General features: G+C 68.1%; 24 protein-coding genes and 1 pseudogene. 19 read left to right on the top strand and 6 right to left on the bottom strand.

Annotation, left to right across the window (positions count from 1 at the left end; genetic code table 11):
* Positions 1-127 precede the first annotated feature (127 nt).
* The 4 genes from ACQEVI_RS06270 to ACQEVI_RS06255 all read left to right on the top strand — a co-directional run bounded on the left by ACQEVI_RS06270 (position 128) and on the right by ACQEVI_RS06255 (position 3,588).
* Positions 128-700, top strand: a complete 573-nt coding sequence (locus ACQEVI_RS06270; protein ID WP_432895775.1) for a type IV toxin-antitoxin system AbiEi family antitoxin domain-containing protein — start codon at positions 128-130, stop codon at positions 698-700.
* The gene (locus ACQEVI_RS06265; protein WP_432895773.1) at positions 697-1,614 is read left to right on the top strand and encodes a nucleotidyl transferase AbiEii/AbiGii toxin family protein; all 918 of its coding nucleotides are present in this window, start codon (positions 697-699) and stop codon (positions 1,612-1,614) included. The genes ACQEVI_RS06270 and ACQEVI_RS06265 overlap by 4 nt, the downstream gene beginning before the upstream one ends.
* Before the next feature lie 43 nt (positions 1,615-1,657).
* Positions 1,658-2,620 carry an aldo/keto reductase gene (locus ACQEVI_RS06260; protein ID WP_432895771.1) on the top strand — a complete coding sequence of 321 codons (963 nt, stop codon included), beginning with the start codon at positions 1,658-1,660 and terminating at the stop codon, positions 2,618-2,620.
* Positions 2,621-2,712: 92 nt separating this feature from the next.
* A complete protein-coding gene (locus ACQEVI_RS06255) occupies positions 2,713-3,588 on the top strand; it encodes a PhzF family phenazine biosynthesis protein (RefSeq protein WP_432895769.1) in 876 nt (291 codons plus the stop codon).
* Here ACQEVI_RS06255 and ACQEVI_RS06250 read toward each other — a convergent pair.
* A complete protein-coding gene (locus ACQEVI_RS06250) occupies positions 3,573-4,913 on the bottom strand; it encodes a heparan-alpha-glucosaminide N-acetyltransferase domain-containing protein (RefSeq protein ID WP_432895767.1) in 1,341 nt (446 codons plus the stop codon). The genes ACQEVI_RS06255 and ACQEVI_RS06250 overlap by 16 nt on opposite strands.
* 151 nt (positions 4,914-5,064) lie before the next feature.
* On the opposite strand from ACQEVI_RS06250, the gene ACQEVI_RS06245 reads away from it, so the two are divergent.
* Entirely contained in the window at positions 5,065-6,051 is a 987-nt protein-coding gene (locus tag ACQEVI_RS06245; RefSeq protein ID WP_432895766.1) for a class I SAM-dependent methyltransferase, read from the top strand.
* On the opposite strand, the gene ACQEVI_RS06240 is transcribed toward ACQEVI_RS06245, so the two are convergent.
* Positions 6,023-7,570, bottom strand: coding sequence for a serine hydrolase domain-containing protein (locus ACQEVI_RS06240; RefSeq protein ID WP_432895764.1), 1,548 nt, complete (start codon positions 7,568-7,570; stop codon positions 6,023-6,025). The genes ACQEVI_RS06245 and ACQEVI_RS06240 overlap by 29 nt on opposite strands.
* 178 nt (positions 7,571-7,748) lie before the next feature.
* Between ACQEVI_RS06240 and ACQEVI_RS06235 the strand changes: the two genes are divergently transcribed.
* The 3 genes from ACQEVI_RS06235 to ACQEVI_RS06225 are packed head-to-tail and all read left to right on the top strand — an operon-like array spanning position 7,749 to position 9,619.
* The gene (locus ACQEVI_RS06235) at positions 7,749-8,531 is read left to right on the top strand and encodes a fumarylacetoacetate hydrolase family protein (protein ID WP_432895762.1); all 783 of its coding nucleotides are present in this window, start codon (positions 7,749-7,751) and stop codon (positions 8,529-8,531) included.
* Between the two features lie 2 nt (positions 8,532-8,533).
* Entirely contained in the window at positions 8,534-9,172 is a 639-nt protein-coding gene (locus ACQEVI_RS06230) for an NUDIX hydrolase (RefSeq protein WP_432895760.1), read from the top strand.
* A 3-nt stretch (positions 9,173-9,175) separates the two neighbouring features.
* Positions 9,176-9,619, top strand: a complete 444-nt coding sequence (locus ACQEVI_RS06225) for a hypothetical protein (RefSeq protein WP_432895758.1) — start codon at positions 9,176-9,178, stop codon at positions 9,617-9,619.
* A 110-nt stretch (positions 9,620-9,729) separates the two neighbouring features.
* Here the strand turns inward: ACQEVI_RS06225 and ACQEVI_RS06220 are convergent, their stop codons facing one another.
* Positions 9,730-10,269 carry a hypothetical protein gene (locus ACQEVI_RS06220; RefSeq protein WP_432895756.1) on the bottom strand — a complete coding sequence of 180 codons (540 nt, stop codon included), beginning with the start codon at positions 10,267-10,269 and terminating at the stop codon, positions 9,730-9,732.
* A 179-nt stretch (positions 10,270-10,448) separates the two neighbouring features.
* Here ACQEVI_RS06220 and ACQEVI_RS06215 point away from each other — a divergent pair, with 179 nt between their 5' ends.
* The gene (locus ACQEVI_RS06215) at positions 10,449-10,733 is read left to right on the top strand and encodes a GNAT family N-acetyltransferase (RefSeq protein ID WP_432895754.1); all 285 of its coding nucleotides are present in this window, start codon (positions 10,449-10,451) and stop codon (positions 10,731-10,733) included.
* A 133-nt stretch (positions 10,734-10,866) separates the two neighbouring features.
* Here ACQEVI_RS06215 and ACQEVI_RS06210 read toward each other — a convergent pair.
* Positions 10,867-11,067 (bottom strand): annotated as a pseudogene (locus ACQEVI_RS06210) (hypothetical protein); the annotation flags it as partial.
* A gap of 34 nt (positions 11,068-11,101) precedes the next feature.
* Here ACQEVI_RS06210 and gltX point away from each other — a divergent pair.
* Positions 11,102-12,601, top strand: a complete 1,500-nt coding sequence (gene gltX, locus ACQEVI_RS06205) for a glutamate--tRNA ligase (RefSeq protein ID WP_432895753.1) — start codon at positions 11,102-11,104, stop codon at positions 12,599-12,601.
* A gap of 140 nt (positions 12,602-12,741) precedes the next feature.
* On the opposite strand, the gene ACQEVI_RS06200 is transcribed toward gltX, so the two are convergent.
* A complete protein-coding gene (locus ACQEVI_RS06200) occupies positions 12,742-13,656 on the bottom strand; it encodes an SUMF1/EgtB/PvdO family nonheme iron enzyme (RefSeq protein ID WP_432895751.1) in 915 nt (304 codons plus the stop codon).
* A gap of 62 nt (positions 13,657-13,718) precedes the next feature.
* Positions 13,719-14,495: an aminotransferase class IV gene (locus ACQEVI_RS06195; RefSeq protein ID WP_432905816.1), complete on the bottom strand. Its 777-nt coding sequence runs from the start codon at positions 14,493-14,495 to the stop codon at positions 13,719-13,721.
* 542 nt (positions 14,496-15,037) lie between these two features.
* Between ACQEVI_RS06195 and ACQEVI_RS06190 the strand changes: the two genes are divergently transcribed.
* The 9 genes from ACQEVI_RS06190 to ACQEVI_RS06150 are packed head-to-tail and all read left to right on the top strand — an operon-like array spanning position 15,038 to position 22,867.
* A complete protein-coding gene (locus tag ACQEVI_RS06190; protein ID WP_432895749.1) occupies positions 15,038-15,949 on the top strand; it encodes a radical SAM protein in 912 nt (303 codons plus the stop codon).
* Positions 15,950-15,966: 17 nt separating this feature from the next.
* Positions 15,967-17,217: a methionine adenosyltransferase gene (locus tag ACQEVI_RS06185; RefSeq protein ID WP_432895747.1), complete on the top strand. Its 1,251-nt coding sequence runs from the start codon at positions 15,967-15,969 to the stop codon at positions 17,215-17,217.
* Positions 17,214-17,870, top strand: a complete 657-nt coding sequence (locus tag ACQEVI_RS06180) for a class I SAM-dependent methyltransferase (protein WP_432895745.1) — start codon at positions 17,214-17,216, stop codon at positions 17,868-17,870. Before ACQEVI_RS06185 ends, ACQEVI_RS06180 begins: the two co-directional genes overlap by 4 nt.
* Positions 17,867-18,613: a phytanoyl-CoA dioxygenase family protein gene (locus ACQEVI_RS06175; protein ID WP_432895743.1), complete on the top strand. Its 747-nt coding sequence runs from the start codon at positions 17,867-17,869 to the stop codon at positions 18,611-18,613. Before ACQEVI_RS06180 ends, ACQEVI_RS06175 begins: the two co-directional genes overlap by 4 nt.
* Before the next feature lies 1 nt (position 18,614).
* A complete protein-coding gene (locus tag ACQEVI_RS06170) occupies positions 18,615-19,262 on the top strand; it encodes an FkbM family methyltransferase (protein WP_432895741.1) in 648 nt (215 codons plus the stop codon).
* Positions 19,249-20,556: a hypothetical protein gene (locus tag ACQEVI_RS06165; protein ID WP_432895739.1), complete on the top strand. Its 1,308-nt coding sequence runs from the start codon at positions 19,249-19,251 to the stop codon at positions 20,554-20,556. Before ACQEVI_RS06170 ends, ACQEVI_RS06165 begins: the two co-directional genes overlap by 14 nt.
* Before the next feature lie 56 nt (positions 20,557-20,612).
* Positions 20,613-20,984, top strand: coding sequence for a hypothetical protein (locus tag ACQEVI_RS06160; protein WP_432905813.1), 372 nt, complete (start codon positions 20,613-20,615; stop codon positions 20,982-20,984).
* Between the two features lie 42 nt (positions 20,985-21,026).
* Positions 21,027-22,091: a lysostaphin resistance A-like protein gene (locus ACQEVI_RS06155; protein ID WP_432895737.1), complete on the top strand. Its 1,065-nt coding sequence runs from the start codon at positions 21,027-21,029 to the stop codon at positions 22,089-22,091.
* A complete protein-coding gene (locus ACQEVI_RS06150; RefSeq protein ID WP_432895735.1) occupies positions 22,088-22,867 on the top strand; it encodes an HAD family hydrolase in 780 nt (259 codons plus the stop codon). Before ACQEVI_RS06155 ends, ACQEVI_RS06150 begins: the two co-directional genes overlap by 4 nt.
* The last annotated feature ends 3 nt before the right edge of the window (positions 22,868-22,870 follow it).

The raw sequence follows: 22,870 nt of genomic DNA, 5'->3' as shown, positions 1-22,870 counted from the left end.
CTCACCGGTCCAGGGTAAACACCCGCCGAGGCCAGATGTGCGTGTGGCGCCGGTGCTCCGCTACGCGTGCTGCGTTCCTAACTGTATACAGGTATTCTTAAGGTGTAAGCAGTTAGGAGTCCTAGTCATGATGTCCTCGTCGGCTGTGCTGACGCTTGACGACGCCCGCGCGGCCGGGCTGCGCAAGGACCAGGTGTATCGCATGGTTGAGAGCGGTCAGCTGGAACGGGTTGCCAGAGGCGTCTTCGTCCGTCCTGACCGGATCGATCCGACACTGGTTCCTCTCGCGGCCGCTACGGCGCTCCGATCTCGAGCGACGATGTGTCTGACCAGTGCACTGGTCCACCATGGGCTGAGCGATGCGATCCCGTTCGGTCCGGACATCGCCTTGCCGAGGGGAACTCGTCGCCCAGCAGGATTTGGTCATGTGACCTGGCACAGCTTCGATCCCGCGACGTTCGAGGTCGGCCGCATCAGGCTGGATGACACGGACGACCTGGAGCTGTGGGTCTACTCCGCCGAGCGCACCATCGTCGACAGCTTTCGCCTGGCCCATCACGAGGGCCTTGATGCTGCCCATACAGCGCTGCGCCGCTGGGTACGTCAGCGAGGCAACTCACCTGCCGCCCTTCTCGCGACGGCTGCCGCTTTCCCACAGTCCTTGCCTCGCATTCGACAAGCCCTGGAGATTCTGCTGTGACTCAACCGACCCGCGGCACATCAGCAGGTCGCGCCTACAACGACCTGCGGAACCTGGCCCGCCGCGACGGCCGTGACGTAGCGGAATACCTGACGCTCTACGCCCTCGAAGGCTTCCTGGCCCGCCTGGCCGCATCGAAGCACATCGAAGACTTCGTTCTCAAGGGCGGTGTGCTGATGGCGGCCTTCGCCGCCCGCCGTCCCACGCGCGACGTCGATCTCGCAGCGTCAGGCTTCCCGAACGACATCGACGACGTCGCCGAGCGCGTCCGCCAGATCGTCGCTGTCGATCTCGACGACGGGTTGGAATTCGATCTGGGGTCGGTCTTCGGCGAGGAGATCCGCGACGAGGCCGACTACACGGGTGTGCGCGTCAAAGTCACAGCACTGCTCGCCACAGCCCGCATCGCGTTGCACGTGGACGTGAATTTCGGGGACCCGATCTGGCCGGCACCTGCCCGTACCGAAGTGCCGCGTCTGCTCGGAGGCGTCGTGGAATTGATGGGGTACCCGGACCACATGGTTCTCGCCGAGAAGATCGTCACCGCCGTCGAACGGGGCACTGCGAACACTCGCTGGCGAGACTTCGTCGACATCGCAGCACTCTCGCGGACGCGGCACATTCGCCAGTCCGACCTGGCTCCTGCGATCGATCAGGTGGCCGTCTACCGCGGTGTCGTACTGCGGCCTTTGAACGTCGTGCTTGACGGCATGGCCGACATCGCCCAGACACGATGGGCCAGGTGGCGGCGCAAGCAACGCCTTGAAGTCAGCACACCAGAACAATTCCAGGAGTTGCTGGACGAGATCGTCACCTTCACAGGCCCAGCACTTGATGGCGGTTCTGAGAGCCGCACGTGGGATCCCGAAGCGCGCGTGTGGCAAGCGCGACGGGCGGCCTCGACGACCACGTAGGGGTCCGGCGCGTTCGCACCGCTCGCCGTCGTAAGGTGCCAGCATGTCCGACCTTCCTCTGCGCCGCCTCGGGCGCTCCGGCCTGTCCGTTCCCGTCGTCGGCCTGGGGTGCAACAACCTCGGCCGCACCGGCACCGTCACCGAGACCGCGGAGGGTGCGACGGCCCTGATCGACGCCGCGATCGACGTGGGCGTGACCTTCTTCGACACCGCCGACGCGTACGGCGCCCGCCGCGGCCTGTCCGAGGAGCTGCTCGGCGCCGCGCTGAAGGGCCGCCGCGACGACGTCCTCGTCGCCACGAAGTTCGGCCTCGACATGCAGGGCGTCAACGGGACCGACTTCGGCGCTCGCGGCTCGCGCCGGTACATCGTGCGCGCCGCCGAGGCGTCGCTGCGCCGGCTCGGCACCGACTGGATCGACCTGTACCAGCTGCACACGCCCGACCCGGCGACCCCGATCGACGAGACGCTGGCCGCGCTCGACGACCTGGTCAGCTCGGGCAAGGTGCGCTATGTGGGCCACTCGAACTTCAAGGGCTGGCAGGTGGCCGACGCCGAGCACGTGGCGCGGTCGCTCGGCGGCACCCGGTTCGTGTCCGCGCAGAACCACTACTCGCTGCTCGCCCGCGAGGCGGAGCGCGAGGTGCTGCCCGCCGCGCGGGCGTACGGCGTCGGCGTCCTGCCGTACTTCCCGCTGGCGAACGGTCTGCTCACGGGCAAGTACTCGGGCGGGGCCCGGCCGGACGGCTCGCGTCTCGTGGACGTGAAGCCGGACCTGCTGGAGACCGCTCCGTGGGAGGCGCTGGACCGGTTCGGCGCGTTCTGCCGCGAGCGGGGCGTGGCCGAGATCGACGTCGCGTTCTCGTGGCTGCTGTCCCGGCCCGAGGTGACGTCGGTGATCGCGGGCGCCACACGCCCGGAGCAGGTCCGCCGCAACGCCGAGGCCTGGTCCTGGCAGCCGACGCCAGAGGACCTCACGGAGCTGGACGCCATCTTCCCGGCCTGACACCTGTCAGACCCCGCCCCACGTGTCAGACGTACAGGTCACCCGAGTGACCTGTACGTCTGACACGTCGAACGGGTGGGTAGCGTGGGGGGATGAGGCTTTCGTTTCGGCAGGTTGATGTGTTCTCGCTGACGCTGACCGGCGGCAATCCTGTTGCGGCCGTGCATGACGCCGACGGCCTCACCGACGACCAGATGGCCGCCTTCGCCCGCTGGACGAACCTGTCGGAGACCACGTTCCTGCTCACCCCGACCGACGCCGGGCGCGACGGCGGCGCCGACTACCGCGTGCGGATCTGGACCCCGGGCGGCGAGCTGCCGTTCGCCGGGCACCCGACCCTCGGCACCGCGCACGCGTGGCTGGAGGCCGGCGGCGAGCCCGCCGGTCAGGGCGTGGTCCAGGAGTGCGGCGTGGGCCTCGTGCGCCTGCGCCGCACCGCCGTCGGCGACGGGCACCGCCTGGCGTTCGCGGCGCCGCCCCTGATCCGCTCGGGCGCGGTCGACGACGCCGACCTCGCGCAGATCGCCCGGTCGCTGCGGATCGACGCGTCCGACGTCGTCCGCTCGGCCTGGGTCGACAACGGACCCGGCTGGGTCGCGGTCCAGCTCCGCGACGCGGCCACCGTGCTGGCGCTCGAGCCCGACCTCGTGGTGATGGGAGACCTGAAGCTCGGCGTGGTCGGTGAGTACGGCGTGGGCGTCGTCGGCGAGTACCCCGCAGGCGAGCCCGCGATCGAGGTGCGCGCCTTCGTGCCGTCGATCGGCGTGGGGGAGGACCCGGTGACCGGCAGCCTCAACGCCGGCCTGGGGCAGTGGCTCGCGGGTGACGTGCTGCCGTCGTCCTACGTCGCGTCGCAGGGGACGGCCCTGGGCCGCGCGGGCCGGGTCCACGTCGAGAAGCTGCCGGACGGCGAGGTGTGGGTCGGCGGCGACACCGTCACGACGATCGTCGGTCAGGTGGCGTTCTGAGCAGGGGCGGACGCAGGGGCCGGCGTCGGCTCGGACGGAGCAGGGGGTGACGTCGGTCCCGGCGTCGGGAACGACTTCCCGGCGATCCCCGTGAACACCCGCTCCAGCGGGCCGCGCCCGAACAGCGCCCGCCACAGCGTCGCCGCGGCCAGGGCGATCAGCACCATCACGCCGAGCGGCCCGTTGTCCGGGTAGGAGAGCAGGTCCACGCCGGTGCGGCTCCACCACCAGATGACGACGAGCTGCGCGGAGTAGACCGTCAGCGCCATCGCGCCGACGGCGGCCAGCGGCGCGGTCACGACGAGCGCCACCCGTCGCCCGACCTGCTGCACCCGACCGCCGTCGGCGTCCGTGCCGCCCCGCGCTCCGACGAGCAGGCACAGGCCGAGCACGCCGAGGGCGAAGCCTCCGGAACCCAGGGCCTCGAACATCGTGTCGTCGTGCGGCCCTTCCAGGTACAGGCCCGCCAGGGGCGGCCAGGGGTCGGTCAAGGTGGGTGGTGCCGAGTTGAGGTACTCGTACGAGGTCATGCCGAGCTCTCGGTCGATGGCCTCGATACCTCCTGCGCCGGCCACCAGCGTGGCCGAGACGAGCGAGCTGACGGCGGCGAGCCCGAACCCGCCGGCCACCAGGCCCAGGCGCAGCGTCGGGGACCGCAGGTCGCAGCGCCCCACCGCGAGCCCGGCGAACACGTACGCCATCCAGACCACCGCCGGGTAGTGGCCGGTGAGGAGGAAGTCGGTGGCGGCGCCCGAACCGTCGCGCGGCGCGCGCAGGCCCGCCCGTGCCAGGGCCTCCGGCCCGTAGTACGCGAGGAACGGTCCGACCACCGCGACGATCACCGCCAGCGCGGCGAGCCGCGCCGGCGACATCCGCAGGAACGGCAGCGCCAGCACGAAGTACGCGGCGTAGAACCCGAGGATGAGCAGCACGCGCCCGTCGAGCAGGTCGAGCACCGCGACCAGCGCCAGCAGCAGCACGGCCCGCACCAGGATCCGGGCCCGCGCCGTGCGCATCAGCTCGCCCGTGAACGGCTTGGCGCCGCCCGTGAACAGCGCGAGGGACACCCCGGCCACGATGGCGAACAGGATCGACGAGCGGCCGTGCGCCAGGCTCAGCCAGCCCTCCAGCGTGCTGATGTCGTCGGAGGTCACACCCACGTGCGCCGTGAACATCCCGAGCACGGCGATCCCGCGGGCGATGTCGGCCCCGGGCACCCGGCCGGGACCGCCGAGCAGGTTGCGGCTCATCCGGTCGAGGGCGCCCCGGAACGGTCCACGGGACACCGCGGACCGCGCGGCGGAGGGCTGGTCAGGCGTCGGCATGCGGGCATCCTCGCGTGACGCCGACGCTGACGCGCGCGGGCCACGCCGTCGGGCCGAACACCGCCGGAAAGCCGTGCGGTCCGCGGGACGGGCCGTCCGAGGGATGAGAACGCAGATGTGCCGCACCACCCGGCGCACATACAGTGCGGCCATGACCGGCAGCGCCAACGAGCACGACATCGCTCGCAGCGACACCTCCCGCAGCGACGCGTCCCGACACCGGACCCAGCCCGCGGGAACCGACCCCATCGACGCGGTCGACGCCCCCAGCAGCCTGTCGCGGCTGGCCGGTGGCCAGGACAGCCCCGTCGCCGGCACGGACCTGACCAAGGAGTCCGAGTCGTACACGCACGGGCACCACGAGTCCGTGCTGCGCTCCCACCGGCGGCGGACGGCGGCCAACTCCGCCGCGTTCCTGCTCCCGCACCTGCTCTCCGACATGACCCTGCTCGACGTCGGCTGCGGCCCCGGCACCGTCACGGTCGACCTGGCCGAGCGGCTGACGCAGGGCAGCGTCGTCGGCGTGGACGCCTCCGACGACGTGCTCGAGTCCGCCCGCGGCCTCGCCGACGCGCACGGCACCAAGAACATCAGCTTCGAGCACGCCAACGCGTACGAGCTGCCGTTCGACGACGGCTCGTTCGACGTCGTCTTCGCGCACCAGCTCCTGCAGCACCTGTCCGACCCGGTGGCCGCGCTGCGCGAGATGAAGCGCGTCGCGAAGCCCGGCGGGTTCGTCGCGGTGCGCGACGCCGACTACGAGGCCATGACCTGGTTCCCGGAGTCCCCCGAGCTCACCGAGTGGAACATGCTCTACCACGAGGTCACGCACACCTACGGCTTCGAGCCCGACGCCGGACGCCGCCTCGCCTCCTGGGTGCGCGACGCCGGATTCGACCCCGCCACGATCGAACCCGGCGCCAGCGTCTGGTGCTACGCCACCCCCGACGACCGCACCTGGTGGGGCGGCCTGTGGGCCGAGCGCTGCACCCAGTCGAACTTCGCGGTGCAGGCCAAGGACTCGGCGCTCGCGGACGACGTCGCACTGGAGCAGCTCGCCCAGGGCTGGCGGGAGTGGGCCGCGGCCCCGGACGGCTGGTTCGCGGTGCTCAACGGTGAGGTGCTGGCGCGCGCCTGACCGTCGTGTCCCGGAGCCGGACCAGCCGCGCGGTGAGCCCACCGCCGGCGGCCAGGAACATCGCCAGGCCGAGCAGCACCACCGCCGGGTACAGCCAGAGCACCACCCGGTAGGCCGCTACGGGCTCGGAGAGGCCCATGAGCTGGGCGCCGAGCCAGGGCAGCGCGGCGCCGAGCACGGTGAACACCGCGAGCGGGACCAGCCGCAGCACGCGCCGGTGCGGTGCACCGGCGGCGCGGCGCGCCGCCCACGTCCTCGACCGCACGACGACGACCACCCCGGCCACCAGCACCAGCGCCGCGATCCCGAGGACGACGGCGTTGAACGGGTCGAACGGGTTGGACGTCGACCGCGGCGTTCCGCCGTCCACCGCCACTACGGCGTTGTGCGTGAGCGCCATGGGTTCGCCGGCGGCATTGCTGAGCACGACGGCGCCCGTCCCCGTGGCCGGGGAGAACTCGATCCCGGAGGCGAAGGTCGCGAGCGTGCCGCCGTGCCCGATCAGTGGCTCGGTCTCGTGCTCCGCGGTCTCGTCCTGCGTCGTGGTCCGGTGCCAGCCGTAGCCGTACTCCGCGGCGTCGGCCGGCACGTCGTGGAACGCGCGGAAGGTGTCGGCGTCCAGCAGCCGTTCGCCCGACGGCGTCGTGCCGTCCCCTACCTGGAACCGCAGCCAGGACGCCATGTCCCGCGCCGTCGAGACGATGCCGCCGTTCCCGGCGCAGGCCTGGGGTAGCTCCGGAACCGCTACCAGAAACGGGCCTATCCCCGAGAACCCGCGGGCGAGGCCGGGCGAGGCGGCGTCGCACAGCTCGGTCGCCGTGCTGGCGTCCATGCCGAGCGGCGCGAAGACCTCCTGCTCCAGGTATTCGCCGAAGCCGACGCCCGAGGCGTGCTCGACGAGCCGGGCCAGCACCGTGTAGCCCGCGTTGCTGTACAGGGTGGTGGTGCCCGGGTCGGCGGCCAGCACCTCGTCCGCCAGGCGGGCGACGGTCGTCGCGGGCGCGGAGGCGGGGTCGGACGAGTACTCCAGGGCCGTCACGGCCAGGCCGGAGCGGTGGCCGAGGAGGTCCTCCACGGTGATCTGCCGGTAGCGGTCGTCGGCCATCCGCAGCTCCGGGAGCACCTCGGCGACCGGGTCGTCGAGGCCGAACCGCCCGGCGTCGACCTGCTGCAGCACGGCCAGCGCGGTGAACGCCTTGCTCATCGACCCGATCCGCATCGGGGTGTCCTCGCCGACCGGGTCGCCGTCACCGGTCACGCCGTGCACCCGTACGCGCACGTCGCCGTCGGCGAGCGTCACCAGGACCACGCCCGGCGCGCGGTGGACCCGTACGTACTCGGCCAGGTAGCCGTCGACCTCGGCCGCGACGTCGGCGGCCTCGTTCGCGACGTCGGCGGCCGTGGCGGCCTTCGCGGCGGGTGCGGCTGCCGCCGTCGCCACGAGCGCCGTCATCGCCACCACCGCGAAGGCCGCCCGCAGAGCTGTGCGCTGCCGCACCCCGGCCAGGTAGTTCCTCATGCTCGCTCCTCGTCAGGGCCCGGTGTCTCGACCTGCCGGACCGTCCGTCCGACACGCTATGGACCGGCCGGGGCCGGCGGCATCGGGGATGACCTGGGTCGGAGCCCTGATCTACCCGGAACGACCCCCGAACGGACCCCGAGCGCCCGGGCCCGCGAGGCAGGCTTACGCTGGCCCCGTGCGTATAGCTAGATTCACCAACGGAGACGACCCCCGCTTCGCCCTCGTGCAGCAGGAGGGCGACAAGACCTTCCTCGCCGTCCTGGGTGGCGACCCCCTGTACATGCCGGCGATGCCGACCGGCGAGCGTGTCGAGCTGGGCGACGGCGTCCGCCTGCTCGCCCCGGTGATCCCGCGCTCCAAGGTGGTGGCCGTGGGCAAGAACTACGTCGACCACGCCAAGGAGATGGGCGGCGAGGTCCCGCCCAGCCCGCTGCTGTTCTTCAAGCCGAACACGTCGGTGGTCGGCCCCGACGACCCGATCGTCCTGCCGGACTTCACGCAGGAGGTCTCGTACGAGGCCGAGCTGGCCGTCGTCATCTCCAAGGTGTGCAAGGACGTCACGCCGGAGCGGGCGTCGTCGTACATCCTCGGCTACACGGTCGCGAACGACGTCACCGCGCGGGACGCCCAGCGCACCGACGGGCAGTGGGCGCGCGCCAAGGGGTTCGACACCTCGTGCCCGCTGGGCCCCTGGATCGACACCGACCTGAACCCGGAGGACGTCGGCGTGCGCTCGCGCGTCAACGGCGAGCCGCGCCAGGACGGCCGCACCCGGGACATGGTGTTCGACGTGCCGTTCCTCGTGTCGTACATCTCCGAGGCGATGACTCTGCTGCCGGGCGACGTGATCCTCACGGGGACGCCCGCGGGCGTCGGCCGGATCGACCACGGGGACCGCGTCGAGTGCGAGGTCGAGGGCCTGGGCGTCCTGGCCAACCCGGTGATGCGGCGCCGCTGAGGATGCTGGGCGCTGCGCTGCTGCACGACGACGCGGCCCGGGTGCTGAGCGCCTGGACCGGGCCGACGGCGGAGCAGGAGCGGCTCAGGGCGCGGTACGTGCGGCACCTCGAGGCGCACGATCCTTCGACGGGTGCGGAGTCCGGCGTGTTCCGTGGCTGCGTGCCCGACCACCTCACGGCGTCGACGCTCGTGCTCTCGCACGACGGCGCACGCGTGCTGCTGACCCTGCACGGCAAGGCGAAGCGGTGGTTCCAGTTCGGCGGGCACCTGGAGGCCGCGGACCGCACGCTGGCCGGTGCGGCCGAGCGGGAGGCGCGCGAGGAGTCGGGGCTGGCGGCGCTGGCGGTCGACCCGGTGCCGGTGCACCTGGACGAGCACGTCGTGCCGTTCTGCCGGCCCGGCACCGGGGACGCCGCACGTCCGGTCCACCACCTGGACGTGCGGTTCCTCGCCGTGGCGGAGCCGGGCGCGGAACCCGTCGTCTCGGACGAGTCGCTGGACGTGCGCTGGTGGGACGTCGACGCGCTGCCCGACCCTGAGCTGGCCGAGCTGGTCGTCCTGTCGCGGGCGCGGTGGGGTGAAGCCTCGGAACGAGGTGGCGGAAACCGTGGCTCTTCGGGCCTGCTTCCGTCACCATGAGCCATGGCGATCATGCGGCGGTTCCTGGTGCTGGCCCCGGCGGCGGTCGTCGTCGGCGCCGTGGTGTTCCTGGCCCTCCACGTCTTCGCGGGCAGCGGTCAGCTTGGCCTGCTGGAGCTCGGCCTCGGCCTCCTGATCGCGCTCCTGGCGACCGCGACGGTGCTCGCCGTGATCCTCGTCGCGACCGGCCTGCTCCGCCTCGCGGGGATTCGTAGCACCTGGGCCGCCCTCGGCCTGGCGTTCGGCCTGGCCGTCGTCGTCGTGGGGATCAGCTACGCGGGAATCGCCGCGTCCATGCAGCCCGGTAACCCGGGGTTCGACACGAGCCTGCTCCTGACGGCCGCCGGCGTGCAGCTCCCCACCTGGCTGACGTTCGCCGTCGGGCTCCTGGTCGGCGACCTGCGCAGCCGGACAGTGCGGGGGAGCGCCGCCGTTCCCGCCACCTAGCTGTACTGACCCGGGAGGTTCCCCGTGCCAGCCGCTGACCCGCGACGTGCGGTGGCCGGATCCTCGGCCACCGCACGTCCCGGTCAGCAGTACGTCAGCTCAGCGGTACGTCAGCAGTTACGGATGGACCACACCGGGTCCCAGTTGGCGCCCTGGTGCCCCGAGGGAGCGCGGGACGTCCAGAGCGTGCCGCCGGACTGGTTGTAGAACGTGGCGACGGTGCCGTTCGTCTGCTGGTTGGCGTAGTAGCCCTGCCCGGTCCAGCCGGACAGGCTGTACCGGGCACAGTTGTACATGTGGAACACCGCGAACATGCTGCGGCTGGAGTCCCAGGCCAGGGCGCAGAGCTCGCCGGTGTTGCACGGGTAGTCGCTTCCGGCCGGGACGTACGTGACCCGCGTGGACGGCGAGACCGTGGGCACCGCGGTGACGCCGAACTCCCCGCCACCCGTGGTGCCGGCCGCCGAAGCCGGCGCCGCGGGCGCCGTGTGGGTCACCGTCTTCGTGGCGGCCTCCGTCGCTCCCTCCGACGCGGCAGCGGCGGACGTCGTGGCCGCAGTCGCGCCGGTGAGGGTCATCAGCAGCGCAGCGGCCGCGGCCACCACCGGCCGGAGCCGGGATGCCCGCGGTGAAGCCGTCGATCCAGACATAGTTGTCTCCTTCTGGTCGTCTCGGCAGTCGGCCGGTGGGCCGGTGCCGGGATGATTCTCGGCATGAGCACCGCCGTCCGAGGATGAATTTCGGCCACAACCGAAAGGTGCCGGAGCCTCCGGACCTCCCGTCCCCGCGCCGGACAGCAACGCGGAACACCGACCAGTGGTCATCCGACTTGCCCGACGAAGAGACGATGCTGGCCGGCTTCGCCGCGGACGCAAGGAACGGCCACGCCTGGCTGATCGACGACGACTACGTCACCGTAGCGACCGTGACCCTGGACTCTGCCGCCCAGCCCGTGATCTGGACCCCCAATGAGGCCGCAGAGCCGGCACGCTACGTGCACCGGCTGACAGTCCGGCGCGCGGTCGCCGGACAAGGACTCGGCGGCGAGCTCCTGGATTGGTGCGGCAACCGCGCGTACGAAGAAGGCGCACGCTGGCTACGCCTGGACGCCTGAACAACCAACCGCGCGCTCCACGACTACTACAGAAGCCAAGGGTTCGAGCACCTGCGCACGACAGACCGCGACGACTACCCCTCTGGAGCTCTCTTTCAGCGTCCAGCGCGGCCCGCCACCACTCCGCGCCTCGAAGAGGTTGGATGAACTCCACGAAGTTGCGGCGGCTGATCGGGAACTGGTCCGCGGCCTTGACGCTCTTGCCGGTGCCCTCGAACGGGGGCGTGAAGTCCGGGTCGTAGGGCAGCGAGAGGTCGACGCGCACGCCGTAATAGTTCTGGACGCGGCGCTCGGTGGGCAGGCCGTTGTCGTCCCAGCCCATGGGTTGGTAGACCTCGTTCCCTGGCTTTGCCGATATCCTGGTGCGCGTGACTTCTGCTCCCGGTTCCTCACCGGTCCGTGTTCGCTTCTGCCCGTCACCTACAGGTACTCCGCATGTGGGTCTTATCCGCACTGCGTTGTTCAACTGGGCGTACGCACGTCATACGGGCGGAGTGTTCGTGTTCCGTATTGAGGACACGGATGCGGCGCGGGACTCGCAGGAGAGCTACGAGCAGTTGCTGGACGCGATGCGCTGGCTGGGCCTGGACTGGGACGAAGGCGTCGAGGTCGGCGGTCCGCATGGGCCATACCGGCAGTCACAGCGCATGGACATCTATCGCGACGTGATTGCCAAGCTCGTCGAAGGTGGGTACGCCTACGAGTCGTTCTCCACAACGGAGGAGACCGCCGCGAGGAACAAGACCGCGGGGCGCGCAGAGGCTATGGGGTACGACGGTTTCGACCGCACTCTGACCGACGCCCAGAAGACTGCCTTCCGCGCCGAGGGGCGTGAGCCCGTGCTGCGGCTGCGGATGCCCGACGAGGACATCACGTTCACCGATCTGGTGCGGGGAACCATCACGTTTCCCGCCGGGTCGGTGCCTGACTACGTGATCGCGCGGGCTGGCGGTGCGCCGCTGTATACGCTCGTCAACCCGGTCGACGACGCGCTCATGGGCATCACCCACGTCCTGCGCGGGGAGGATCTCCTGTCGTCGACGCCGCGCCAGATTGCGCTGTACCGGGCTCTGATCGAGCTGGACATCGCGGCGCGGGTCCCGGAGTTTGGCCACATGCCCTATGTCATGGGTGAGGGCAACAGGAAGCTGTCAAAGCGCGATCCGCAGTCGAACCTGTTTCTGCACCGCGCGAACGGCATGATCCGCGAGGGGCTGCTCAACTACCTCGCGCTGCTCGGCTGGTCCATATCTCCGGACAACGACATCTTCTCCGTCGAGGAGCTGGTCGAGGCGTTCGACATCGCGGATGTGAACCCCAACCCGGCCCGCTTCGACCTCAAGAAGGCAACGGCAATCAACGCCACCCACTTGCGCATGCTCTCTCCCGAGGACTTCCGCGAGCGGCTCGTCCCGTACCTTCACACCGCTGGCATCCTGCCTGCCACCAGCTATACGCAGCTGGAGGCCACCACCCGCGAGGTCCTCGACGCTGCGGCGCCACTGGTCCAGGAGCGCATGTCTCTGCTGGGGGAGGCACCCGACATGCTTGGCTTCCTCTTCACGGCCGACGACGCCGTGGTGGTCGCCGACGACGCGCGCAGCAAGTTGAGCGAGGACGCCGAAGCCATCGTCAAGGCAGCGATGACGGCGTTGGAGGACGTCGAGAGCTTTACCGCAGATCAGATCCAGGCTGCATTGAACACGGTCCTGGTCGACGGCATGGGCCTCAAGCCCAGGAACGCCTTCACGCCGCTGCGCGTGGGACTCACCGGCCGCCGCATCTCGCCGCCGCTGTTCGAGTCGATGGAGATCCTCGGCCGTGAAGCCACAATGACAAGGCTCGCTCGCTTCCGCGACTCCCTGTGACGGGCCTGCCCGCGCCACACCGTGTGATCACCTCACGCGTGCTGAACACCGTCGGAGGACACCGACCGGCGTCACCAACGTCATGACCAGCAACACCTAGGGCGCGCTTGGGCTGCCCAGTACCGCCCTCGGAGCGCCGGTCACTTCGGGCCACTCGCGCAGCGGAACCCGGTGTCGTCGTCGAGCATCGTGATGGCGGCATCGTTAAACGTGGAGGGCGTGGCCCGGGCGAAGGGGCTGGTCCAGGCGCCGGCTTTGAGCTCGTACCGGCCCGGCGTGGTCTCGGTTGACGTCCACTCCCAGGTGTTGCCGCACAGATCGTAGACACCGTAGGCGCTGACTCCAGAGTGGTAGCGGCTGACCGGGGTAGTGCTGCGGATTCCGGATTCGCGGGAGTTGCATTTGGCCGGTGTGGGGTTGCTGCCCCATGGGTAGATGTCGCCGTACGGGCCGCGCGCCGCCTTCTCCCATTCCTGGACGGTTGGGAGCCGCTTTCCTGCCCAGCGGGCGTAGTGGTCAGCGTCGGTCCACGTGATGAACACGACCGGGTGGTCCGGGAGGTGTTCGGGGGCGCGTCCGTTTTCCCAGTGCTGGGGTGGCTCGTGTCCGGTCGCGGCGACGAACCTTTCGTAGTCGGCGTTCGTTACGGGGTAGACATCGATGTGGAACGCCGGCAGCCAGACGGGGTCCTGTCGTTCGCTGGAGAGGTAGATGCCCTCGGGCACGAGTGCCATTTCGCGGCCGTCGCCGCGATGACGGATGATCTGCGGCGCGGCGAGCATGCTTTGGCTGGGTTCCTCCTCAAGACGGAGCGACCCCGCCTCGACCAAGAGTTTGGCGAACCGGGCGTGGATGTCGACAGCTGAGCTGGCCAGTGAAGTGTCGAGGGCGGCCTGGTTGGCGGAGCGGATCTGCATCGTCTCGGCGCGGGCTTCCCACTTGGAGACCATCCGGTCACTCACGCCAAGGTGCTGGGCGAAGTCCTCGAGGCTCATCCGTTGTGCCTGGCGCAGCGCCTTGACCTCGACGCCCGTCCATCGCTCGACCGTCGCCACGCATCCCCCTCGCTTCGTCGAACGAGGAGACTATCGAGGGTCTACCTGCGCCGCAGCACGACTCACAGGAGGTCGGCCACGATCGCCAGGTAGTGCTTCCGGAGTTCGGCGATCATCTGATGAGTAGCCCCGTAGTCCTGCGAGTCGATGGCCGCGATCGCTCGGACACCGACTGCGGCGTTGGTTGCGAAGGTGCCCGGAAACTCGGCGAGGTCGTCGACGCTGATCCGGCGGGTGCCGTGACGACCGTCGAGTGCCAGGAGCTGCATCGTCACGCCGCTGAGGATGTCGCCCTGCGGCCAGACGACGTCGGTCCCGTCGATGAAGCCGACGTTCCAAGTGGCACCCTCGGTGATCGTCCCGTCCGAGGTCGTGAACAGGGCGTCGTCGTACCCGTCGAGGCGTGCCGCACGGCGGTGGGCGACGGTCGCGAACAGTCCAGTTGACTTCGTTGCCGGCAGGTCGCGCTCGTAGACGCGGGTCTGTACCCGCAGCGGCGGCAGCTCCGGCGGGCCGGCGGGTCGCGTCGTCACCAAGATCCGGGGTGCCGTCGCCTTGTCTGGCTCGCCGAGGCTGAGCGACGGGTCGAAGACCGTCACGCGGATCACGATCGAGCTGCCCGACGGTGCCACCCGCCGAGCCAGCCAGCGCACCCGGTCAGTGTCCAGGTCGGCGCCGAACAGCGTCTTGGCGTCCCTGTTCAGGCGCTGCAGGTGTAGATCCAACCCGCGCACTCGACCGTCGTCTGCGCGCATTGATGTGAAGTGACCGTAGCCAGTCAGCGCTAGCGTTTCGAGTTGTTCAGGGGTGACTGGGTGCCCGTCGAGTTCTGCCGTCATGACCTCATTCTGCGCCCGACACGGGCGGCGACAGCAGGCAGCCTCGACGAAGTTCGGTGCAAGTTCGGTGTTACGTCCCGACAAGTTCGTACACCGCTGTGATCTGCACTGATTGACTGTGAGCTCTGGATCACGGCACCGCATCGATATGTGGTCGGCAGTCGCTGAGCAGGCGCCTCACATCACTCGAGAGGGTACCCACGAACCCGAAGCGAAGATAGCATCAGCGTCGTGGTCACTTGACCGCAATTAGGGGGGTGCATGACTTATCCTTGAGCTTTGGCGAGCCTGCTTCGACCGGCCTCGCCACGTCGTCGCTCGCTTTAGCCTGATTGCACTGCGCCCCGCGGCTGGGGGCGTTCGTCCGCATCGCGTTCGCCCTGCGCCCGCGGACCGCCACGACGGGACTCGGAAGCTCCCGGCTCCGCACGCTCCGCCTCCGACGTCCGGATCTAGCCATTCAAGTAATCGCACTACGCCGCGTTGGCGGGGTCGCTGCAGGATCGACAGGCGCCATGACATGACGACTCATAGGAGCACCGATGCTCAACTCAGCCATCACCCAAGCTCCCGCGTCCTGGGAACTCGAGTTTGACTGGCACTTGACCAACCGCTGCAACTTTCTCTGCGAGTACTGCCACCCGCAAATCCGGCATGTATTGAACAAGAAGCACCTTACCGAGCCAGCCCCTGAACTGGTGGTGCAGCGATTCGACGACATCGGAAAGACGTGCCTCGTCCTCATGTCGGGAGGCGAGCCATTCATGTACCCAGGGTTCGTGGACCTTTGCGTCGGTCTGACGAGAAAGCACTATATAAGCATCAACACGAACCTAACCTCAGACGACGTCGAAGAATTCTCAAGGAGGGTTCCGCCGGATCGAGTGGCAAAGATTGTCGCGGCCGTCCACATGCCGGAGCGCGAACTTCGAGGACTTGAGCTCGACACCTACGCTCGTAACTACTCCTTTCTCCGCAACGCCGGTTTCGACGTCGTTTCGCTCTATGTTCTCTACCCGCCGCTGCTCGGACGGCTGGGGGATGACCTCGCAACGTTGAAAGAGCTAGGCGTCGACCACGTGCGTGCCAAGGTATTCAAGGGTGTCTACGAGGGCGTCCGATACCCCGAGGGATACACCGACGAGCAAAAAGCAGTCATCGTGGCGAATTCCGGTGAGTACACATTCAATCGCCCCTACATGGACGGCATGCTTTCGTTCAAGGGCCAGGCGTGTACTGCTGGTGTCCAATCCTTCAAGATCATGGTCACGGGCGAGGTGCGTCGGTGCGCTTCGGTAGCAACGTCATACGGGAACTTCTACGACGGAACCTTCGTCCCGTCAACGGCCAATGATCTGTGCCCAGCCAGGCGGGTCCTGGTGTTGTCGCAGTGCCTGTCATACCTGGTCGAGCCGCCGGAGGTCCCGGCGGATGCCGACGACGATGACGACTAGGATTCGGAGCGGAATCAATGGACATTACGGTATTTAATACTTGTACCGATCCAGATCGACTACCATTCGACGTCGCGGAACGGAAAGGCATCGGGCACCCCGATAGTTTGGCCGACATGGTTGCCGACACCTTCTCGCGCGAATACTCGATCTGGTGCCTCAATGAGTTCGGACTCGTTCCAAACCACTGGGTCGACAAGGTAAATCTGGTTGGTGCAGCGGCCCGGGTCGAGTTCGGCAAGTACGAAATTCTCAAGCCAGCGGACGCCTACCTTTTCGGAAAGATCACCGACCGAGTCGGGGCCACCGAGATTCCAATCGGTCGAATCTTCAGCGACGTTGTCGGCAGTGTGCTCCCCGCCGCACTCGGCGACTCCGCGATCCTTGATCATGTCCGGACGCACGTTAACAACACTCGGGGCATCGGGATCGACCATGATCCACAGTTCTACGTGCCCGAAGCAGTCAATGAGCTTGCCGGAGTCCTGGCTGCCGAGTCCGTCGCGAACGATACCGTGATCTGCGTCGGCACGAGCCACCGCGGAATTAGTGCCGACCTCGCAACGCGCCTGGAAGGTCACATCACCGGCTCGGAGTTTCGGCGCGCATTCCCTGCCGTCGGGACGGACGTGAAAGTGATGATTGTGCGCATCGGTGCCAGCCTGGACATTACTGCAGCGGTTCCGTTCCATCCGGAGCTGGTGGATACCTGGCCCGCATACAGTGAGCGGCTCGGCGAGGTACGAGCTGCCATCTCCGATCATTTGCGGATGCTCCAGGGGCAGGACGAGCGACTGCGCCGCATCGACAACATGTCACTCAGTCTCAACACGAAGGATGTGCCGGGCAGGGGCTACCTCGCGCCGTTCGGCACGTCCCTGGGTAAAGGCGACTGCGGAGCTGTTGGCAGGGGGAATCGCTACAACGGAGCAATTGAACCCCTGCGACCGTCCAGCTGTGAAGCCGCAGCGGGCAAGAACCCCGTCCACCACGTAGGAAAGATCTACACAGCCGTCACTTTCGAGATCGCCAAACGGATCTTCGTCGACACCGGGGTCTACGCCGAGGTCACGATCGCCGCGCGTAACGGTGGACGCCTCGATGATCCTGCCCACGTCCTTGTCTCAACGGAACGGAAGCTTGGCCAAGCCGATATCGACCGGGTTAAGAGCATCGTCGGCGAGGCGGTGGGCGACGCAACGCATTTCCAGGACACGTTCCTTGCCGCCGACCCGGTCGAACGCTTCCGCGAACTGGACGCCAGATGAGCGGACACGGCCTCTCGGAGGTCCACGCGGCCCATATCGAACATCTGCGAAGCCAGCCGGTGACGGTCGATGACGAAGGTCTCCTGATCGGCGACCAGTACGTGATGTTCTTCGCAGAAGCCGATCTCATGCGCCTGCACGTGCAAGGACTTCTGCGTGGACGGACTGGTCTGGACGTGCTTGAGGTCGGCTTGGGGCTCGGCGTGTTCGCTGAGCAAGTCATCGTCCACGGATTCCGCTCGTACACCGCGGTAGAACCACATGTTGGCGTCGCGGCAATAGCCCAGCACGACCTCTTGCGCGAACACGCGGGGCGCACCAGGATCATCACTGATCCGTGGCAGCTCGCAACATATCCCCCCGAATCATTTGACGCCATCATGTATGACACGTGGCCACCGGACGGGTTCGCTGATGCAGATTTCGCGCAGTTTGTAGAAAGTGTTGCGCTACCGGCGCTCCGGCCTGGTGGTCGATTCAGTTTCTTCGTCAGCGGCCATGAGCTGAATAGTAATCGGCGCGCCGTACTGGAGAGGAACTTCTCGTCCTGTGAGTTTACCTTCTACGAGATGTCGGCCAAGGATACCCCGAAGCACTGGACTAAACCAACTCGACACTTCGTCATCCCGATTGCATGCAAGGAGCAGCCATGACATTCGACAGTGAAAAAAGGTTGATCACTGCCGAACAGTTGCAGCGCTTTGGTGCGGACGGATATTTCGTTCTCGAAGACTTCGTCTCGGCCTCAGACATCTCCGATCTCGCACGAGATGCGGATACGGTCCTTGAATCCACGATCCGATCTATGGCGGAGACTCGGACGAACGACAAGAGGATCACGTGGTGGCGACTCGCATCAGGTCGACCTTACGTACTCAAGGTCAAGCCAGTAATCGAGCGGGCACCCGCGGCGAGGGCATTGGCAAGTGGGCCGAAGATGCGCGAGCTGGCTTCCGCCCTTCTTGGCGCCGAAGCCGAACTCATGGAGGACAAGTTCATGTACAAGAAGGAACTCGACACCGACGCCGCATGGGCGCAGTTGCCGGTCCTGGGCGAAGAAGTGCGCAAACACACAGACGCAGCCTACTTTCGGGCCCGCGGCTTCCAGAAGGTCTTGACAGTCGCCATCTGTCTAGACGACTGCACCCAGGCGAGCGGGGCGCTCAAGGTCTGGCCGGTCACCCATGACCGTGAAATCGCCTTCCAGCAGACAGAACGCCAAGGCCCGATCGTGCCCGACGATGTCGCACCGGACCACCTGGCGGTCACCCTCACCGCGCGGTCCGGGTCGGTACTCGCATGGGACTCGGCCCTGGTGCATGCAAGTGACCCCAACGTCTCGGTCAAACCGCGTCGCCTTCTTGTCCTCGGGTATGCCCCTCAGCAGGGGCACTGAGGTGCCACCCGCGCTGCTCAGGCCGTATACCCAGCCAGCCCCATTTCACTCCCAGTGGGGCGAGGACGCCTGGCTCGCAGCAACGTTCGAGATTCCGGAGACCGGGGTTTTTGTCGACGTTGGAGCGGGTGATGGTGTTCGTGGAAGTAACAGTCTGTACTTCGAGAGATTGGGATGGAATGGGCTCTGCGTCGATGCTGACCCGAGAAACTGGGCACCGCTCAAGCAGCGCAAATGTCAGGTCGAGACCTGTGCGGTTTCTGCTAGACCAGGCCCAGCGACGTTTGGAATGTACAAGCACAAGTCATCCTGGTCCGGCCTGGAGAGATCCGGCGTGGACTACACGCCGATCACAGTCAATTGTCGGCTCCTCGGAAATTTGCTGCAGCAGTCCGATATCGGCGAGATCGATCTCCTGAGTATCGATGTCGAAGGGACAGAGGTCGACGTCTGGCAGTCATTCGACGCGAACCTTTATCGGCCTGCAGTTGTGATCATCGAGTTCGACGACCGGCATCCAGATCGTCACCGCCAGACGCTGCAGGATGTTCTTGGAGCTGACACCTACACGCCAATCTTCGAGACTCCTGCAAATCTTATCTTCGCGAGAGCGGATCGCATGTGGCGGAGGCGCAATGTCGAGCCTTGATCAAGAATCCTTCCGCTTCCCGCGCGAACGAAAGATCATTGTTGTGACGGGGCGAGAAGACGATGCTGCTGCATGGAGCGACCTCATCGGTGAGGACCGCTGCCTCGCCGTTCCCCTGGATGCCGCACCCGCAGAGGTGGTGCGGCCTCTCCTCGGCGCCTCGGACCAGCTCGCCTGGCAGCACAGCGTCCTAGCCACCATCGATGAGACGGGATGGCTGGCCGAACAGGTAGCCAGCTTTGACCCGTCTGGGGTTGCGCCCCTGCTGCTGCCCGATCCGCTCGATCCGGTTCGGGCTGGCCGGCGACGCAGGCTGGGGGTGCGCCCGCGATCTGTCAGTGCATTCGAGGACAAGACAGTAGTCGATTCGCTCTGGGACGCGATTGGCATTGCACGCGCCTCCTCGGTCGTCATCGACGGCGTCCACGACCTCGTCGATATCGGCAAGCGTGTCGACCAGGGACACGGTGTGGTGTGTTCAGTTCAGCCCATCGGCGCCAGCCCTTCCGCAGGGGGTGACGGCATCTGGTGGTGGCGAGACGATGTGCCCCCTCGTCTCAATGTGCATGACTGCCGCGTTCGCGTGATGCCATTGCTGCCTGGCGCTCCGGTGCGTCTGCACGGATTGGTGACCCGCGAGCAGTTCGTCGGCTTCCCGCCCATGGAGATTGTTACGCTACCGCGGCTCGATAGGGGTACTTTCCTGTGTACTGGGTCTGTCACTTCCTCCGTGCTCGACCCGACGCTGCATGAGCTGACGGGCATGATCGGCACTGGGTTGCGTGAGCGGCTCGACTATCGGGGCGCCTTCTCCGTGGATGGCATCCTCACTACCAGAGGCTTCGTGCCGACTGATCTCAATACGCGGCTGACTTCGGCTATGGAGTCGACACCGAGCGATCTGCGTGTCCGACTGCATGCCGCGAATCTACTCGCGAGGCACGACGGCGAGCTCGACCATGACCGGACAGCACTGCTTGCCCGGACCGTCTTCGACAGGGGAAACGTCCACACCCTTTATGGGGCAGCACACCGCGCCCATCCAGACGCACCGACGAGCGCCCACGGTCGGTGGGAGGGGCGAAAGCTACGCAGCAGCACGGAACGGAGCTCCGACGTTTCGCTGCGGCTTACCCACTCGGCGCGCGGGTGGCTCCTCACAGCAAAGCTCACAGTGACCGGCCTCCCCGCGACCGACCAGATCGGGAACCTCGCGCCAGCGATATTCGCGTACTGCGACGAAGTCTTCGGCACCGATTTTGGGAACCTCGCGCCGCCGTTCTCGGTGGAGTGAGATCGGACCCGGGGAGTGCAAGCCCGCAGCTCAGTTGAGTAGCCCTGCTGTCCTAGATCACGAACAACGTCGACTTCCTGTTCCTCGACGAGCCCGTCATCGAGGAGGACTCCTGGAACAAGGCGATGAAGGCGGGCGCCGCCGAGCTGCTCGCCGACGTCCGCGCCGCGTTCGCGGACGTGGCCTGGGAGGCCGAGGCGCTCAAGGACACCGTCACGACGGCCGGGGAGGCACACGGCATGAAGCTGGGCAAGGCGCAGGCCCCGGTCCGCGTGGCGGTGACGGGACGTCGGATCGGCCTGCCGTTGTTCGAGTCGCTCGAGGTGCTCGGCCGGGAGCGCACGCTCGCCCGGATCGACGCGGCGCAGGCCCGTCTCACCGAGCTCGCGGCACAGGCGCCGGCAGAGGTGACCACCGCCGTCGAGTGAGCGAGTGAGTGAGGGCCGAGCGAATTCTGTACGGTGGCGGGCGTGACCGACGCCATGATGCTTGACGCCGTGCCGCCCCCAGCCGCGACAACGGAAGCCCCACGCGAGTACCCGCAGGCCCTGCGCGGGCCGAGGCACCGGTGGTGGCGGCCCTTGCTCGGGCTGGGGGTGATGGTCGCCGGCCTCGCCGTGGTGACCGGGGCGCTGCTGCTGTGCGTGCTCGCCTTCGTCATCGCCGAGTCGTTGGGCGCGGAGCTCCCGGACCCGGCGTCGGACGCCTTCCTCGTCTCGCCGGCGGGCATGCTCGTCACCAACCTCGGCCTCGCTCTCGGCATCCCGCTCGCGCTCGTGGCGACCTGGGCGCAGGCCGGCCGCGCGGGCCTCGTGTCGTCGGTACTGGGGCGCGTGCGCTGGCGCCTCCTGCTCGGCGGGCTGGGCCTCGCACTGCTGCTCCTGGTGCCGCTCACCGTGGGCGCTGACATCCTCCTGACACAGCTCGGCTTTCCCGCCGGCGGCGAGGACGCCGGCGCCGGTCCGAGCGCCGACGAGACCGGTCCGTGGCCGCTCACCCCGGCAGCCGGCTGGATCGCGCTCTCGATCGTGATCCTGCTGACCACGCCGCTGCAGTCCGCGGGTGAGGAGTACTTCTTCCGCGGCTGGCTGTCGCAGTGGATCGGCAGCTGGCTGCGATGGCGGTGGCTCGCCGTGGTCGTCCCCGCCGTCGTGACGGGACTCCTGTTCGCGCTGGCGCACGGCGCGCAGAGCCCGTGGCTGTTCGCCGACCGACTGGTGTTCGGCCTGCTCGCCAGCCTGCTCGTCTGGCGTACCGGCGGGCTGGAGATCGCCGTCGCGATGCACGCGGCGAACAACCTGCTGGCGTTCGGCCTCGCCATCGCCTACGACCAGCTGGCGGAGTCGCTCCTGATCACCGAGATACCACCCCTCGACGGAGCGGTGAGCATCGCCATCACGATCCTCACCGGAATGGTGGTGCTGTGGTGGGCCCGGCGGCACAGCCCGGACCTGGTGGTGACCGACCCCGTGCCGCCTGAGCCGATGCGGCCCGAGCCGCTGCGGGCCGGCCCGGCGAACGGAGCGACCGCATGACCGTGGACGGCATCCTGTTCGACGTCGACGACACCCTCGTCGACACCAAGGGAGCCTTCGCGACGGCGCTCGCGGCCGTGCGGGCCGAGTACCTGCCGCACGTCCCGCCCGAGCGGGAGCCGGAGATCCTGGCGCACTGGCGTACCGACCCCGGCGGCTACTACAGCAGCTACACGCGCGGCGAGACGGACCACGTGACGCAGCGTCGGCTCCGGGCGGCGCTGCTGCACGAGACGTACGGCGGTGCGCCCGTCACGGAGACGTCCTTCGCCGCCTGGGACTCGCTGTTCTGGGGCACCTTCGAGAAGTCGTGGACGGCGCACGACGACGCCCGGGCCGCCGTCGACGCGGTGGTCGCCGCGGGGATCCGGGTGGGCGTGGTGACGAACGCGGCCACCAAGCTGCAGGAGCACAAGCTGCGGATGGCCGGGCTGGCCGACCTGCCCGTGCTGGTCGGGGTCGACACCCTTGGCTTCGGCAAGCCCGACCCCCGCGTCTTCCTCGAGGGAGCGCGGCTGCTGGGCACCGACCCGGCCCGGACGGCGTACGTGGGCGACGAGCCCACGGTGGACGCGCTGGCGGCCCACCAGGCGGGCCTGACGGGCGTCTGGCTGGACCGCGCGGGACACCGGCGGGGACCGGGCTATGGCGGCTCTCCTGCGCCCGACGGCGGGTTCCGCGACGTGCAGGACCCGGACGCCCTGCGCGCGGCGGGAGTGCTGGTGATCGAGACGCTCGCCGGGCTCCCGGCCGCGCTCGGCTACGGCACGCGATAGGTC

The organism is Promicromonospora sp. CA-289599 (genome assembly GCF_050936155.1).
In the GTDB taxonomy this organism is placed as follows: domain Bacteria; phylum Actinomycetota; class Actinomycetes; order Actinomycetales; family Cellulomonadaceae; genus Promicromonospora.
The sequence above is the reverse complement of the archived record's forward strand: the minus strand, read 5'-3'. Positions and strand labels throughout refer to the sequence as shown.

Coding starts and splice junctions, on each gene's coding strand:
- ACQEVI_RS06270 (WP_432895775.1), top strand. CDS start 128: ATGATGTCCTCGTCGGCTGTGCTGACGCTTGACGACGCCCGCGCGGCC.
- ACQEVI_RS06260 (WP_432895771.1), top strand. CDS start 1,658: ATGTCCGACCTTCCTCTGCGCCGCCTCGGGCGCTCCGGCCTGTCCGTT.
- ACQEVI_RS06255 (WP_432895769.1), top strand. CDS start 2,713: ATGAGGCTTTCGTTTCGGCAGGTTGATGTGTTCTCGCTGACGCTGACC.
- ACQEVI_RS06250 (WP_432895767.1), bottom strand. CDS start 4,913: ATGCCGACGCCTGACCAGCCCTCCGCCGCGCGGTCCGCGGTGTCCCGT.
- ACQEVI_RS06245 (WP_432895766.1), top strand. CDS start 5,065: ATGACCGGCAGCGCCAACGAGCACGACATCGCTCGCAGCGACACCTCC.
- ACQEVI_RS06240 (WP_432895764.1), bottom strand. CDS start 7,570: ATGAGGAACTACCTGGCCGGGGTGCGGCAGCGCACAGCTCTGCGGGCG.
- ACQEVI_RS06230 (WP_432895760.1), top strand. CDS start 8,534: ATGCTGGGCGCTGCGCTGCTGCACGACGACGCGGCCCGGGTGCTGAGC.
- ACQEVI_RS06225 (WP_432895758.1), top strand. CDS start 9,176: ATGGCGATCATGCGGCGGTTCCTGGTGCTGGCCCCGGCGGCGGTCGTC.
- ACQEVI_RS06220 (WP_432895756.1), bottom strand. CDS start 10,269: ATGTCTGGATCGACGGCTTCACCGCGGGCATCCCGGCTCCGGCCGGTG.
- ACQEVI_RS06195 (WP_432905816.1), bottom strand. CDS start 14,495: ATGACGGCAGAACTCGACGGGCACCCAGTCACCCCTGAACAACTCGAA.
- ACQEVI_RS06190 (WP_432895749.1), top strand. CDS start 15,038: ATGCTCAACTCAGCCATCACCCAAGCTCCCGCGTCCTGGGAACTCGAG.
- ACQEVI_RS06185 (WP_432895747.1), top strand. CDS start 15,967: ATGGACATTACGGTATTTAATACTTGTACCGATCCAGATCGACTACCA.
- ACQEVI_RS06180 (WP_432895745.1), top strand. CDS start 17,214: ATGAGCGGACACGGCCTCTCGGAGGTCCACGCGGCCCATATCGAACAT.
- ACQEVI_RS06175 (WP_432895743.1), top strand. CDS start 17,867: ATGACATTCGACAGTGAAAAAAGGTTGATCACTGCCGAACAGTTGCAG.
- ACQEVI_RS06165 (WP_432895739.1), top strand. CDS start 19,249: ATGTCGAGCCTTGATCAAGAATCCTTCCGCTTCCCGCGCGAACGAAAG.
- ACQEVI_RS06150 (WP_432895735.1), top strand. CDS start 22,088: ATGACCGTGGACGGCATCCTGTTCGACGTCGACGACACCCTCGTCGAC.